Here is a 14,913-nt window from a genome sequence, read left to right as displayed (position 1 = left end):
AGGTCGGGTGCGGAGTTCTGCTGTGGCGGCATGAGCGTGCTTAGCTGGCGGTGTGGAAGCTCCTGCCCGCGTGGGGTATTCCCCGATGCAGACGCTGAAGCCCGCTATCTCGCTACCTGCCAGGCGGTGATGGCGGCGAGCCCGACGGCGGTCGAAACGTGTGATGTTGTAACGCGATTTGGCGCGACAGGGTGTATCGGCACGGGCCCGAGCACGGGTCGCCGATCGTGTTGGCGCACCGCAATAGTCGTTGCACGCAAATCGGCCCCCTCCGAAGTGGAAGGGGCCGATTCGTTTCCTCGACGGTTACTCGTTGCCCGAACTGCCAGAGCTGCTTGAGCTGCCCGAGCCGCCGGCCTTGCTGTCGGCGCCGGCCTTGGCATCCGCACCGGTCTTGGTCTCGCCACCGGTCTTGGTCTCGCCGCCGGTCTTGGTGGTGTCGGTCTTGGTGTCGGCACCGGACTTGCCAGTGTTGTTGTCCGCCTTGGCCGTATCGTCGGCCTCGGCGTCGGCTGGCTTCGTCGTGGTATCCGCCTTGGCCTCGTCGGCCTTGACCTTTGTGGCAGTCGCCGCGGCGGTGGCTTCCGCGGGGGAAGCCGTAGCCGGTGTGGTGGCCGCAGCAGTGGCCGCCGTGTCGGTGGCCGCAGTCTTCGCGTCGGTAACCGCAGTCGCTGCGGTGCTCTCTTCGGCCGCTACCGTCTTCTCCGTGGTGCCGGTTTCATCGGCGGCGGTCTTGGCGGTGGCGACGTCCAGCGTGACCATCTTGGGGGCCGCCGCCGTCGTCGCAGCCAAGGTCGTCGTCGGGGTGATCGCCTCAACGATGAGGTCCCGAATGGTGACCAGGATGCTGAGCGTGCCGAGGCCGGGGGTGAGCAATCCACCAGTCTGGGTCGGCTCATATCCGTTGATGAAGCCATCGAGCATGACCGCGGGTGCGCTCACGATCGCGCCGATAACTCCGCCGATATCACCGGTGGAAATGGCGGTGATAATGGATTGGACGGCTGCGCCTGCTGCTTGAAACAGCGCGAGTGGCGGGCTAATCAGCCCAATGCCGCCAATAAGGGCGATATTCGGCAGTGTATCGATGACGCTGACCAGATTCTCCAGCGGCTGCAGCAAAGGCGGCAGGAACGGGAAAGCCGACTGGACGAGGCCGGTGGTGATCGTCTCAGCCGCGGCCTGAACTTGGCCCGAGGCAAGTTGATTCAACGCGGTTCCGAGTATGGCGGGCAGACCCGAGGGATTGGACGGGGAGAACACCTCGTTGAATGCAGAGCCGAGGCCCTGGAACATCGTTAGCTGGTTCGCGATGAACTGCTGTAGCAGCGGCGCAACGCCTTTAGCGAAGGCCTGGCCCGCCAAGGCGCTGGTGTTATTGATGGTGTTGCTGAGCAGCAGCCCGTAGGCCTCGATCGGATTTACCGAAGCCACCAGGTCGACTGCCGCTGAAACGACCTTCGGGACTTCTATGTGTGTCGGTGGCAGCGTTATTGGCGCAGCGGCGATCACACTTGCACCCACAAGGGCGACACCCGCGTTGAGATACGGACGAACAGCAACCTGCATGACATCTCCTTTTGACATAGCTGTGACACAGCCTGGCTTACTTTATTCAAAAGTAAGTTTGAAATAGGACACGTTTCAGTGAATTGATTTCGGAGGACATTTTATGCGACGAACTGCCACCTATTAGGCGACCAAACAACGTGCAATCTCCCATGGCAAACCGCGAAATTCGAAGCTGTAGATGCGGGCCGGAGGGCATCTCACCAATTTGCTCAACACATGCTGATTGGCTGAGCTTGCCGCGGCACTGACTGCGGTTTGTTTGCCGTGGGTCACGAGATATGCAGTCGGCCGTGAGACTCTACAAACATCCCGCTCCCAGGTGAATTACCTCTTCCGTACAGGGATCTTCGGGATCAAGTCGAATAAGCTCTTATGCTTCGGGGTTAGGTCGTCTAATCTTTGCACGGGGTTTAAGAGCGTTTTCCGTCCAAGGGCTTCTTTAATTACGGTCGCCCCGAATCTAAATAGCGCGCCGAATGGGTCACTTCTGCCGGCCGTGACGCCGGAAACCGGCCCGGCTCCTCCGGCGCCCAATATCGCCGGCGAGACCGAAGGGCCAGCGGCAGAGGAACCTGAAGATGAGCTCGAGGTGGAACCGGTCGAATCAGCCGGTGCGGCGGACGCGGCACCGACACCACCGCCGGTGGCGACGATCGTCCCCAGACCAAGCGAAACGGCGACGGCCCCGATCCGCGAAAGGTGCTTTGAATTCATCAGTGCTCTCCCTTGCACTTGCAGTTGGTGTGCATGATCACCACGTGGCGGGACCGGGCGGCAACAACCACTTCTCACCGCACATGTCCTTACACATCTCGGCTGGGCCACTCCGGCCGACCGGGTCGCGCCGGCGGACGCGACCGCCTTACAGCTAACACAACTGACAGACGGTAGGTAAACGAATGCGGGCGAATTCATCTGTTGAGAGGACATCACAGCCAGCAGGTACGCCCGCATCGAGGGCCGCGATCGGAAATTGACTTAAACGTCAGCAGCGAATGGGCACTGCACGCCAACCTGCCGATGAGTCGACGGCGCGCCCTCTGGGTAGCCACCGTGGACGGCTCGATGAACAATCTCTTGGCGACCGCGTCCTTGTGCTCGTCTGAAACAAGGCGACGAGCAGTTGTCGTTCCCGCCGGCCCAAAAAGGGGCCTGCCCGCCCGGTCGTCATTCAGCAGTGCTTGCGCCATACGCGGGCCGAGGTAGTGTTCGCCATCGCTGCCTACGCGGCCCACGGGCTGAGGGTGCTGCGCGAACGGCACCAAGCCGACCAACCCGCCTGACGGCCACCATTTGGGACCTGACGGTTCGGCGTCACTGATCCGGACCGACGGTGCGGATGCCCTGGATCTCAAATGCCGGGGGAGCGCGCGCTTGCGATGAGAGCTGATTCATCTGATGAACACGGCGAGCTTGACTTGACATAATGTGGCTTATCGGCACAACTTGTGGACTGCATTGTTGCGCAAGCTGATTCGATACACGGCAATGTCCGATTCCGGCACGCCCTCACCGGCGTAGCCGGCGGGTACTCGCCCAAGCCAGCGACGGCTGCTTCTGTTGTGTGTGGTCTTGCGGCTCAGTCAACTCAATGAATATTCGAGCCGTGGAACCTTGAGCGTGTCCCCGGCAACCGGCGTATCCGCACCCGACCACCCTTCCTTCCGTCCGCTGCAGCATCAGTGATACGTCACTGTGACGAATTGTCTTGTGGTGCAGGTGCATTGACAAGTCGACCGGATGACCATGACCATTCCGAGTCGCGTGCCTGCGGGCCGCTATGCCGGCCGGGACGACGCGTCAGCGGGATCAGTTGCATGGATACCGAGTGGATCCGGCCGAAATCGCTGCGCGGGAAGATAATGCCACCTATGCCCCAGTTCGCCTGTCCGGCATAGCCATTGACGTTACGTCACAGTGACGCAATGTCTGTCGTTCGCGCGTACGGCACCTCTCGGGCCCAAAGTTTCGTGGCGAGATCGGCTAGGGTAAGCCCCCTCCGATGCTCAACGGGAAATCCTGTCCTGCACCGGTTTACACATATCCAATGCGATTCCGAGCGACTTTGCGGACGCCCGACTATCCCATTCCCCGACGCACGAACTCGCTGCGGATGCGCAACAGGGCGTGCGCGGACTGAGTGGTATCGAGGGCGTCGAAGTCGGTCGCAGCAATGGTGTTGAGATATGCGTCGCGGTCGAAGGGATTCAAGCTCGCCCCTTGCCGGTCGTCGAGCCAGCTCTCGGTGCTGCCCTGATGCTGTTGCTCCTGCTTGCCCTGCCGCGTCTGTACCTTTTGCTGCTGCTCTTGCCTGGTCTGGCCGTCCTGCTGCTGCTGAATTTGCGCCATGCCCTTGGTGAAGTACTGCTCCTGCAATTGCTGCTGCTGGACATGCTGATTGTTGTCTTGCTGGTTTTGGTATTGGTCCTGATATTGATGGTCTGCCTGTTGTACCTGAACCTGCTCCTGTTGGACCTGGGTGTTGTCTTGCTGCTGCTGAATCCGTTCCACTTGGTTGGTCCAGGCGTCCTGCTGCACTTCCTGGCCAAGCACGGGGCCTTGAGCCTCTTGGTGGCCCACCACCGGCCCGCGGTGGTCGGCAGGCACGTGATCGCCCTCGCGGGCCACCGCTGCCCACGCCAGCGACGGGCCCTCGACACGTAGATCGTCGATGTCGGCGGGTACGGCCTTGAGTACAGCCTGCTCGAGCTTGGACAGCCGTGGGCGCGTCAGCACGGCGTGCACCGACACAGGTTTGGCCTTTGCGTCCGTGACGTAGTCGGCGACACTGAACTTTGCGTGGTCCAATTCGCCACCGTTCCAGATCGCGATCGCCACTGCGACACCACCCACCATCGAGGGCGCGACGCCACGGGCCAGCTTCTCGGTGCCGTAGGACACGTCCACGAGATGCGGGGTCTCGAACACCGAAGTGTCCCTTGCCATGTGGAGTCCTGCGCTTTGGGCGGCGCGCATCATGGCGTCGAACTCGTCTATCGCCCCGAGATCGGCCGCGGCCACGCTCTTGAGGAATTTCGCCACCACTTTGGATCGGTCGGGCACGGCGATGAAGAGGACGATGCTGCCTTCCTTGAACAACGGCGCTTCGAGTTCAGCCAGCCCTTTTGGTTCGACGATGGTCGGGGCGAATCGGTGAACGACCCGCTTGTCGAGCTCGAGGTCCAGTTGCTTGTCGGCGACCAGGGTGTAGAGCAGGCTGTTATCGTCCATCGCAATTCTCCTTCACATCAACAGGTTTCATATCGAGAGCACCACAGCGCCGAGCACTGGATAGGCGGCCAGGAACGCGAAAACGAACGTCGACAAACCCATCGTCATGGCGATGCCGAAGTGGAAAGCCACACCCGCCGCGACGAACAACGCGAGCCCCGGGTGCCCGGCGAACAGCAGCATGGGCGCCAATAGTTCGAAACCCATGGTCGCCCAGCTGATCACGGCCGAAACTGGCCACGGTCGCAATGCTGCGGACACTCCGGGTGAGCTGTAGGTACTTGCACGCGTGATGAGCGCGATGGCCGTTCCGCTGCGCCACGCGGGCGAGACCAGCTTGGCGATGCCGGCCACCAGGTACGACAACAGCAGCTCGGCGACGATGAAGATCGCGGCGGCCCAGTTCGCGATCGGCCCTAGGTCGAGGGCGAAGACGGCGAGACCCGCCCAGACGATCGACTGCATCTGGTCGGCACCGTCCATGCCGACCAGCAGCCTCAGGTGAATGGCGCAATGCCCCGCCAGTACGAGCATTGCCAGCACGGCGACCCACGGCCGCCCAACGGGCAGCAGCACCGCGAACGCGACCGCGGCGATGGCGTGGGCCACGATCAACGCGATGAATATCCGTCCTGTGAGCACCACGTCGAAAAGCGCCGCAAGCGTCTTGTGTCGTAAGAGGATGTAGTACCGGCTGCGGATGACGGGCCACTCGAAGAAGCGGCCCAACGTGTCGCGGTGCACCAGCAGTTCGGTGGTATCCCAGACGATCCCGATCGCCGCGATGACGGCGGCCAGCCGCATTCCGGTCAGAAGGTTCAACGACAACGTCATCGTTCAGCCCAACCGGTGAAACGCCGAAACCAGCATGACGTGCGGCTGGCTTCGCCCGTGCATGCCCGGGGTGCGGGCGATGGCGAATTGTCGTTCCGCAGCGCCGAAGTCGCCGGGCAGATTGCAGACGTAGTTGAGGATCAGCAAGTACGGAAAGCTGAGCACCCGCTGCTTGTTCACCACCCGGGGCCCGTCGGGGGTCGCGGATGCTTCTGGACCGGGGTCGTCCGGCCGGGACAGGTCGAAGGCGACGTCGACGATGGCCTTGTGGATCCGCCGCGTCGGACTCCACAGATCGAAGAACCAGCGACGGCCGGCCAACCTGACCTCGCGCCAGCAGGTGGTTCGACCGTCGTGGCCGCGGTCGCGGAACAACAAGTGTGTATCGGAGTCACCTGGATTCGGCGCGAAGAAGGTCCAGATCGGCACCAAACCGCAAATGTCGACGTTGGTGATCCGGCTGACCCAGCGGCGGGTGTTCTTGCGTTGATTGGCGGCGCTCACTACCAGCCAGCCCGCGAACACGGCGATGACCACGATCTGGACGATCCACTGCGCGACGTTGCCCACCATGTTCATCACCGACTTCTTCGGATCAGCCGGCGATGCAAGTCCATTCCCAGAGAAGGTGGACTGAACAAGCGTTGCCGGTGTGGACGGCCGAGCACGCCACACCACAGGAAGTCACGTGCCGTCCGGCTCCAGACGCGCGGCCCAGCGAGAACGAACGCGGTGATGTGATCCTTGGCCGAGAGGTGGTCTCCGTGCCAGTGATTGACCGAAATCGAAGCGCCGGGGCTGGCGAGATAGTGCCACCACCCCCGCGGTATGTAGAGAGCGTCGCCCGGGTCGAGAGTCGTGCGCCATCGCTCGACCAGACTCAGGGGGCCGTCGTCCTCGGACTCGATCTCGTCGGGCGACAATGAGCTCTTAGAGGGCACGTCTCGTAGGACCCGTAGCGCGCGTACGTGTTTCGGCGCGACGAGGACGGCGCGCTTGCGGCCGTATATCTGAACTAGCACGTTGTCGGCGCTGTCGAAATGGAGTCCCGAACGGGTCTGGCCACCGACCCATAGATTGACGCCGTAGCGCGGAACCGCGATGAGCGCCGACAGGTCGAGTTCATCCTCGAGTCCGTCGAAGCGTTCCAGGGATGCCTGAGCCAGGTAGCACCTTTCGCCCCGCTCTATCCGATCGATCAACTCGGAGAACGGAATCTGTGCGCCATGGGCGGCTTCCGCATCCATGTAGGGTGCTCGGCCACCTGGCAGATCCAATGCGGCCGGTACGGTCGTGTCGAACCGGGTCGCCAAACCCCGCGGCGACCATTCGCGCACCGCGGTCGACTCCGCGACCGCCCCGGCGATCACCAGCGGCACCGCTTCGTGCCGTGCCCGTTCACCGATCTCCATCCAGCGTGCGAGGTCGATCCGCGGAAGTTCGTGCGGCGCAACCCGGGACACGCGACGGAAGGGTGCGTCCAGCACCGCGGCCCGCGGCGACTGCCCCCCGCTGATCACCGATTGATCATGACACTGCCACCTTGGATTCGCTAGGAAAATGTCGTACCGCGTCAGCCCCTTGGCCAACCGACTGTCGTTGGCCGTACCGAACATAAGTGAACATACGGTTCGCTCGTCACGGCCCGCCGTTTAGTCGGCGATTCGCCACTCCGTTCTCTCAAGCATCGGCGATGCTCTACGCCGTATCGAATTATGTTGTGGTCCAATACTGTTGGACGTCCGCCTGGACAGGTTGGGTTTCGGCGTCGCTTGACAACGCTCTGATCCGGAAAGTGTCGCCATGACGCGGGCGATCGATCCGCCTAGCCCCGGATCACGTGTTCCAGCACATCAGAGACGCAAGAGCGCACAGTCTGTGAGAGTGCTGCGAATTAGCTGGCAATCTCGACGGCTAAGCCTGTCAATCTCGGCGTGCCGCGGCGTGCGGGGTGGGACGATTTGCCGATGGATCAGGACGATCCGGAGAACCGCGCCGAGCAGTCCTCCCCGGTTGAACATCCCGTTGTCGATCGCGCGCAGGTCCGGGGCACGGCTTTTTCGAAACCCCCTCGTGGAAAACGCGGCTACAACGAAGACGAAGTTGACGCGTTTCTCGACCTCGTTGAAGCGGCGCGCCGGGACGCAACGGGACGCACTCTCACCCCAGAGCAAGTCCGCAACGTGGCTTTCTCGAAGCCGCCGATCGGAAAACGCGGCTATAACGAGGACGAGGTTGACGCGTTTCTCGACCTCGTCGAGCAGGAAATGACACGCCGCGCGGGCGGCGCAGACCAGGGCTCTCGGCAAGAAGCCTTTCCGCCGGCCCCTGGACCACCGCCTCAGCGCACGGAACGCCAGCCATTCGCCAGCGTCGGCCGTATGGTGGCAGCTTTGTTCTTTGCCGTTCTGTCTGTGTGGCTGATCGGGTTAGGGGTGCACAACCTGTGGGCGCAGCATTCCGGCGGCCACGCCCGCGTCGAACTGCTGCAGTGCTGGCGCACCACGCACCCATCTCCTACACACAGCAACCTTTCCTTGCTGTTCAGCACATACGATTGCGCCGGACGGCTGGCTGATGGAACCGAACAGATAGTGACCGTCCACGGCGTGACGAAGCGGCCATCGCCGATGATTACGCAGACCGTGGACGTCCGCGTGCACGGCGACCAGGCGTACACGAACTCGCTGCGATTGCCTGTGCCGGACCTTCTTCTGGGAAGCCTTGTCCTCGCTGTAGTGCTCTGGGCCGTGCTCCCCCAGCGTCCATCCCGGGCTTCCCGGCGGGAACGACACGCGAGACATCGGTAGGCGGGTCGACCACTCCAATCAGATTCCAAACCCGCGTTGCTAGCTTGGCGCGCGCCGGTTAGGGCGCGCTGATGACGCGATTGTGTGGGAGGTCTATCTCTATGTATCGAATGATGGCGGTTGCAATCACATCCGTCGCCTTGGTCGTGTCGGGATGCACGACTACCAAGCCGACCGTCCCGTCCCCGGCATCGTCCAAGCCGAGCGTGTCGACACCTTCGCCATCGACTCAGACGAGCGCGTCCGAGACAGAGGAGGCTGGCCAGCCGTTGGACGGAAGCGCGTGCGTCGAAATCACGCAGGCGAACCTCGATCTGGCGACTGCAACCGACGCCGATGCCGCGCGCAAGGCCGGCGATACTTTCGAGAAATACGACCTCCCCGCGGCGGTCAAAGAGGCGGTTGAGCATTTCGTCGGCACGGGTGGCGCGCAGTTCGACGACCCCGATTACGACAAGTACAACAACGCCATCGAAAACTGGATCAAGCAAGTCTGCCCGCTATAAGGCAAACCAGTCGGCCCCGGCTGAATGCAAAACGTCACAGTGACGATTGGCTCCTTGGGTGCCTCCCTTTCCGCTAATGGTGAATGTCGTTCCCGCGCTGCGTCTTCCGTCTCGGCTCGCAGTGCATTGACGCCTTCTACCAGCGCACACAGGCGAAGGCGGGGCCTCCATCCGATCGCGCGCGGTCATGTGGCGGCGATGTCGGCGCGCTAGCATCGACACGTGACCGAGCGCGGGGTCCGCAGCGATGTGGACTTCGATTACCTGCAAGCCGAGCCTGATTACGGCGACGGCTGGTACGGGCACGACCACGATCCGGGTACCGAGCCGATCCCCGTGGCTGACATTCACGACCACCTGGTCGACGAACCTGACCTGCTGGAGGATCAGCCCAACTATCTGGATGATCAGCCCGAGGCTCTCGAGGACCAGTCGCGGGAACGCGTCAGGGCTGACGACCCCTCGATCCCACCTCCGGTCTTCCGGCCTCGGCCGATTGGCTCCGATTTTGCGGACAGTTTCCGCTCACTGAGCTTCAAGCCGCCTACGCCGCCGTGGTACCGCACCAAGAAGGCGCTGATCGTCCCCGCGGCCGTCGCCGCCGTCGCAGCGGTCGGCCTGCTGATAGTCCGTATGCCTGGTGGGGCCTCTGAGGAAACCACGACCGTGGTCCCCGACGCTTCTACCAGCGCCGCGCCGTCGCCTTCCAGCGCCCAGCCGACGCTGACCCACGTGGAGTCCACACCCCCTGCCCCACCCCCACCCCCGCCGCCACCTCCACCGCCGCCCCCGCCGGCGGAGCCGGCCAGCCCACCCGTCTACACCGGCGGCAGCCAATGGGAACCGTCCGCGCCGTCGTCGCAGAAGCCACCCCAGATCGACGTGACGCGGGCGCCCATCAGCGTCGCGCCACCCCCGCGGCCGGCACCCGGACATAACTCCGCCACCCCCGGCGACGGACGAAGGGGCGGCGGCTGGGGGTGGTGACCGGGGCTGTTCATTGCTCCTCCCGCGGCACCACCGGAAACTGTCACCGTCACCGACAGCGTTGTGCCGCTTGGGTTTTCGACTCACGGACGCATTTCGCGGGATGTCTTTTCGTCAGCATTCCTCGACATGCCCAGGACCAGCGTTCGCGACTGCCGACATCATTGCTGCAGAGTCGCTATGCTGGCGGCTTTCCGATGGCCGCCAGCCACCGGGCCTTCTTCACGAAGGAGCGACCATGACCGCTGACGCCGGCGCCGCGCCGCTACCCAAACCCGCCAGCGGCCATATTCGCCTGACCTCGCACACGGGTGGGATCGGCGCTCCGCCCATCCGGTGGGGCGCGCCCACCGCGGCAGACCGTGGGCCGGTGATCGGAACGACCAGCACGCGCGCCCACCGCAATGTCATCGGCACCCACAGCGGGTCCTACAGCGTCTACCGGGCACTGGCCGTCGCAGCCGGTGCGCTGTCCCGTCAGCACAAAGCCGACCTGACGAACACCGCACCCACCGACGTCATCGGCCCCTACGCCCAGTGGGGCGATCCGGCCACGATCGTGAGCCTCGACCCGTGGGGTGCCATGGTGGCCGACGCCTTCTCGGCCGAGCTGGCCGCAGGCTTCGACATCCGTCCCACGATCGCTGTCACCAAAGCGAACGTGATCGTGCCGGAGATCAACGACGCCATACAGAAAGGCCGCCTTCACCCCGACGGCAGCATCCTGATGCCCAGCGGTGCGGCGCTGGTCACGAAGGCGGCGATCGAACCCGTCTGGCACCTGCCGGGCGTCGCTCAGCGATTCGGCTGCAGCGAGGCGGATCTGCGTCGTGTGCTGTTCGAGGAGACCGGCGGCATGTACCCCGAGCTTGTGACGCGCTCGGACCTCGAAGTGTTCCTGCCGCCGATCGGCGGGCAGACGATCTACATCTTCGGCAATCCCCGCGATCTCGCCGATCCAAAGGTCGAGCTGACCGCACGTGTGCACGACGAGTGCAACGGCTCCGACGTGTTCGGCTCCGACATCTGCACCTGCCGGCCGTACCTCGCCCATGCCATCGAGGAATGCATCCGGGGCGCGCAGCGCGGCGGCGTAGGCCTGGTCGCCTACTCCCGCAAGGAGGGTCGCGCTCTTGGCGAGGTGACCAAGTTCCTGGTTTACAACGCGCGCAAACGCCAGGTGGGCGGCGACACCGCCGACCAGTACTTCGCCCGCACGGAGTGCGTCGCAGGCGTGCAGGACATGCGCTTTCAGGAACTCATGCCCGACGTCCTGCACTGGTTGGGCATCACGAAGATCCACCGCCTGGTCTCGATGAGCAACATGAAGTACGACGCCATCACCGGCGCGGGTATCGAGGTCGGTGAACGCGTCGACATCCCGGACGACCTCATTCCTGCCGATGCGCGGGTGGAGATCGACGCGAAGATGGCGGCCGGCTACTTCACCACGGGACCGGTTCCCGGCGTCGACGAATTGCAGAAAGCCAAAGGCCGGGGACTGCACCCATGAGTGTCGGCGTCAGCCCCGACGTGGACACCTCTCGGCCCGACGGCGCCGCAGCGGCCCTGCGCACCACGACCGCGGTCAGGGAACGCGCCGGGCAGCTCCTGCATCGGGCGCGTGCCGGCGACTCTCGCTGGTTCAGTGTGCACGACGACGCACTGGAGGCCGCGGCCGCAGAGGTCGCCGGCGTGACGCTTCGTCGATATCCGGGCCTCGACATCCCGTTCCACAGCAGGTGGCGGCATTTCGAGGCTGGCGGGGTGGATCGCAAGGCGGACTTGGATGCTGGCCTGTCCGCGCTCGATACCCCTGCACAGGCCCGCGCGATGATGGACCTGACCGTGATCAGCGTATTGCTCGACGCGGGGGCCGGACCGGGCTGGCATTACGACGAGGCCGCCACCGGGCAACGGTTCACGCGCTCCGAGGGCCTGGCCGTGGCCAGCTGGCACGCATTCTTGGATGGGCTGTTCTCCAGCGACCTCGCGAATCCGCTGCAGGTCGACGCCACGGCACTGGGTCAATTCACCACTGCACAGCTGGCCGACGCCTTCCAGGCCGGACCGTCCAATCCGCTCGTCGGCCTGGAAGGCCGTGTATCGCTGCTGCGGCGCTTGAGCGACGCCCTGGCGGCACAGCCCGCGGTGTTCGGCACGCAGGGCCGTCCAGGCGGCCTTTTCGACACCCTGACCGCGTCGCGTCGCTCGGTTACCGCCGAGGCGATCTTGTCGCAGATATTGACCTCGCTGTCCGGAATCTGGCTGTCCGACAATGTGATCGACGCCCAGCCCCTCGGTGACTGCTGGCGCCACGCGGCCGTGCAGGGGCCGGGTCTCACCCGGTCATGGATGCCGTTTCACAAGCTGTCGCAGTGGTTGACGTATTCGCTACTAGAGCCCTTTGGCTGGGCAGGTGTCCCGGTGACGGGCATCGACACGCTGACCGGATTGCCCGAATACCGTAACGGCGGACTGCTTCTCGACACCGGGGTGCTACGCCTACGTGACCCCGAGTGGGCGGCCGGCACCTGGGCGGTCGGCGACGAGCTCGTGGTGGAGTGGCGAGCCCTGACCGTGGCACTTCTCGATGAACTCGCGCCGCTGGTGCGCACTCAGCTTGGCGCAGAACAGCTTTCGCTGCCCCGCATTCTGGAGGGCGGTACCTGGGCTGCCGGACGTGCGCTGGCTCAGCGCCTGCGCGATGGATTGCCGCCGTTGACCATCCTCAGCGACGGCACTGTGTTCTGAAAGAGGGCTTGCACACCATGGGCGACGTACATCTGATCGACCACCCGCTGGTACAGCACAAGCTGACGCTGATGCGTCGAAAAGAGGCGTCAACCTACACCTTTCGCCAACTGCTGCACGAGATCTCCGCATTGATGGCATACGAGGTGCTGCGCGACATGCCGATGCACGAGATCGACATCGAGACGCCGTTGGAAACAACAACCGGCAACGTCATCGACGGGAAGAAGCTTGTGTTCGTCTCGATCCTGCGGGCAGGCACCGGCATTCTGGACGGCATGCTCACCGTGGTACCCGGTGCCCGCGTTGGCCATATCGGCTTGTATCGCGATCCGAAAACGCTGGTCGCCGTGGAGTATTACTTCAAGATGCCCGGTGAACTGCACGAGCGCGACGTCGTTGTCGTCGACCCGATGTTGGCTACGGGCCACTCCGCCGTCGCCGCGGTCGACCGGTTGAAGGAATTCGGCCCCAAGTCCATCAAGTTCGTCTGCCTGCTGACATGTCCCGAGGGCATCGAGGCCATGCAGACGGCGCATCCTGACGTACCGATTTACACCTCCGCTATCGATCGCCAACTCGACGACCACGGCTACATCGTGCCCGGCCTCGGCGATGCCGGCGACCGCATCTTCGGGACCAAGTAGCACCTACTCGTAGTTGATGCCCTTCAACGGAAAGGCGCCGGCCGAAAAGTCAATCTGTGCCGCGGGATTGGCTACAGCGGTGACCATGCCGGAGCCGAAGGCACCCTGATGATCGAACAGCGTTGCCGTTCCGACCGCGACGCCCTCGGACGCCCAATGCGAGTCGCCCTGGATACCGATCCACTCGTCAACCGGCAGACGCGACAAGCCCACCGTCAGGTCACCGTTGATGTAGCCGATGCCCTCGGTTCCCAAATTCGTCACCAGGCTGGTCGCCTCGGCGATCATCACAGCTCGGACGAAAGGGGAGTTCTTCTCCCCCGCAACCACTGCGACCGAATCATTGTAAAACCGCTTGCGCGAGTCATTCTGGTGAGCGCCGGGTGAGCGGGTCCAGCCGACCTCGTCGCTGCTGACGTACGGGAACACCGTGTCGTCGGGCTCCGGCATGTCCCCGAATGAGGCATCGGATGTCCACAACTGGCCAGGCGGTGCGGATGAACGCCGGTACTGCACCAGGGTCGCGCGCGCAACGGCGCGGCCGTCCTGCATGACGTCGCACTCCGAACTGCGTACCCGGCGCCCATCACGCACCACCCGCACGCCGACCGTCGTCGTCGTGTTGCGCGCCGCCCGGAACAGGTCAACTGTGAGGCGGGTCGGCATGAACTCGGGCGATCCGCTGTGGTTCTCCAGTGCCCGCGCCGCCAGCCCGACGACGGCGGGACCATTGAGATGGTCATCGCCCCAACGGCTCTGAGCGAAAGGCGTCGGGATGAACGCGCCGCCTTCGGTCAGCGTGAAGTGCGCCGGTTCCGTCGACATCCGATCATGGTCGCATAGCGTCGCTAACTTACGTGTTGCGGCCGCCGTTCACGCCCAGGATCTGGCCGGTGATGTACCCGGCTTCCTCCGAGATGAGGAATGCGCATGCGGCGGCGATGTCTTCGGGCTTGCCGATGCGGCGCACCGGTGTCCGGTCGATGGTGTCCTGGATATTGCCGAGGCGGCCGAGGGACTCGGCTTTGCGCAACATCGGTGTATCGATGAAGCCAGGCGGCACGGCGTTGACGGTGATGCCTGCTGGTCCGTACTCGAGCGCCAGCGACTTGGTCAGGCCGTTCACCGCGGATTTGGCCGCCACGTAGTGCGACATGTACGGCGTCCCCGAATGCGTGCTCGACGAGGAGATGTTGACGATGCGCCCCCAGCCGACCTCGACCATGTCGGGCAGCACGGCCTGGATGCAATGGAAGACGCCGTTGAGGTTGACGTCGACCACGCGTTGCCATTCCTCGAACGTGATGTCCCTGAACTTCTTGAACCCGTCAAGGCCGGCGGCGTTGACCAGGATCGTCACCGGACCCAACTGCGTGCGGATAGCGGCAAGTGCGGCATCGATCTGCGCCCGATCGGTCACGTCCGCCGTGTGTGCGAACTCGTCATCGGCCGGATTCAGGTCGATCGTGGCGACGTGATAGCCGTCTGCACGCAGACGATCGGCGATCGCGTGTCCGATTCCCGAGCCGCCTCCAGTGACGACAGCCGTTTTCATAGAATTTTCCTTTCTTG

General features: G+C 63.8%; 12 protein-coding genes and 1 pseudogene. 6 read left to right on the top strand and 7 right to left on the bottom strand.

Features of this window, described 5'->3' with window-relative positions; all coding sequences use genetic code 11:
- Positions 1-306: 306 nt before the first annotated feature.
- The 5 genes from ACWW36_RS24055 to ACWW36_RS24035 form a co-directional block, all read right to left on the bottom strand.
- Complete coding sequence (locus tag ACWW36_RS24055) at positions 307-1,569, bottom strand: hypothetical protein (RefSeq protein WP_456138455.1); 1,263 nt, start codon at positions 1,567-1,569, stop codon at positions 307-309.
- Positions 1,570-3,651: 2,082 nt separating this feature from the next.
- The gene (locus ACWW36_RS24050; protein ID WP_456138454.1) at positions 3,652-4,803 is read right to left on the bottom strand and encodes a hypothetical protein; all 1,152 of its coding nucleotides are present in this window, start codon (positions 4,801-4,803) and stop codon (positions 3,652-3,654) included.
- Positions 4,804-4,830: 27 nt separating this feature from the next.
- A complete protein-coding gene (locus ACWW36_RS24045) occupies positions 4,831-5,637 on the bottom strand; it encodes a hypothetical protein (RefSeq protein WP_456138453.1) in 807 nt (268 codons plus the stop codon).
- Positions 5,638-5,640: 3 nt separating this feature from the next.
- Positions 5,641-6,216 (bottom strand): hypothetical protein, encoded by a 576-nt coding sequence (locus ACWW36_RS24040; protein WP_456138452.1) that lies wholly within the window; start codon positions 6,214-6,216, stop codon positions 5,641-5,643.
- Positions 6,216-7,157 (bottom strand): cupin-like domain-containing protein, encoded by a 942-nt coding sequence (locus tag ACWW36_RS24035; RefSeq protein ID WP_456138451.1) that lies wholly within the window; start codon positions 7,155-7,157, stop codon positions 6,216-6,218. Before ACWW36_RS24035 ends, ACWW36_RS24040 begins: the two co-directional genes overlap by 1 nt.
- Positions 7,158-7,673: 516 nt before the next feature.
- Between ACWW36_RS24035 and ACWW36_RS24030 the strand changes: the two are divergent.
- From ACWW36_RS24030 to upp, 6 genes and pseudogenes are all read left to right on the top strand, one after another.
- A pseudogene (locus ACWW36_RS24030) lies at positions 7,674-7,913 on the top strand (DivIVA domain-containing protein); the annotation flags it as partial.
- A gap of 803 nt (positions 7,914-8,716) precedes the next feature.
- Positions 8,717-8,953, top strand: coding sequence for a hypothetical protein (locus ACWW36_RS24025; protein ID WP_456138450.1), 237 nt, complete (start codon positions 8,717-8,719; stop codon positions 8,951-8,953).
- A gap of 222 nt (positions 8,954-9,175) precedes the next feature.
- Positions 9,176-9,940 (top strand): hypothetical protein, encoded by a 765-nt coding sequence (locus ACWW36_RS24020; protein WP_456138449.1) that lies wholly within the window; start codon positions 9,176-9,178, stop codon positions 9,938-9,940.
- Between the two features lie 238 nt (positions 9,941-10,178).
- On the top strand, positions 10,179-11,453 hold the full coding sequence (locus ACWW36_RS24015) for a GTP cyclohydrolase II (protein WP_456138448.1): 1,275 nt from the start codon (positions 10,179-10,181) through the stop codon (positions 11,451-11,453).
- Positions 11,450-12,694 (top strand): URC4/urg3 family protein, encoded by a 1,245-nt coding sequence (locus ACWW36_RS24010; RefSeq protein WP_456138447.1) that lies wholly within the window; start codon positions 11,450-11,452, stop codon positions 12,692-12,694. The genes ACWW36_RS24015 and ACWW36_RS24010 overlap by 4 nt, the downstream gene beginning before the upstream one ends.
- A gap of 17 nt (positions 12,695-12,711) precedes the next feature.
- Complete coding sequence (gene upp, locus ACWW36_RS24005) at positions 12,712-13,341, top strand: uracil phosphoribosyltransferase (protein ID WP_456138446.1); 630 nt, start codon at positions 12,712-12,714, stop codon at positions 13,339-13,341.
- A gap of 3 nt (positions 13,342-13,344) precedes the next feature.
- Here upp and ACWW36_RS24000 read toward each other — a convergent pair whose 3' ends face one another.
- On the bottom strand, positions 13,345-14,166 hold the full coding sequence (locus tag ACWW36_RS24000) for an acyl-CoA thioesterase domain-containing protein (protein ID WP_456138445.1): 822 nt from the start codon (positions 14,164-14,166) through the stop codon (positions 13,345-13,347).
- 28 nt (positions 14,167-14,194) lie between these two features.
- On the bottom strand, positions 14,195-14,896 hold the full coding sequence (locus tag ACWW36_RS23995; RefSeq protein WP_456138444.1) for an SDR family NAD(P)-dependent oxidoreductase: 702 nt from the start codon (positions 14,894-14,896) through the stop codon (positions 14,195-14,197).
- Positions 14,897-14,913: the final 17 nt, after the last annotated feature.

The sequence above is a fragment of the Mycobacterium sp. MMS18-G62 genome, from assembly GCF_053877835.1.
Note: the sequence above shows the minus strand (reverse complement) of the source record. Positions and strands in the feature narration are given on the sequence as shown.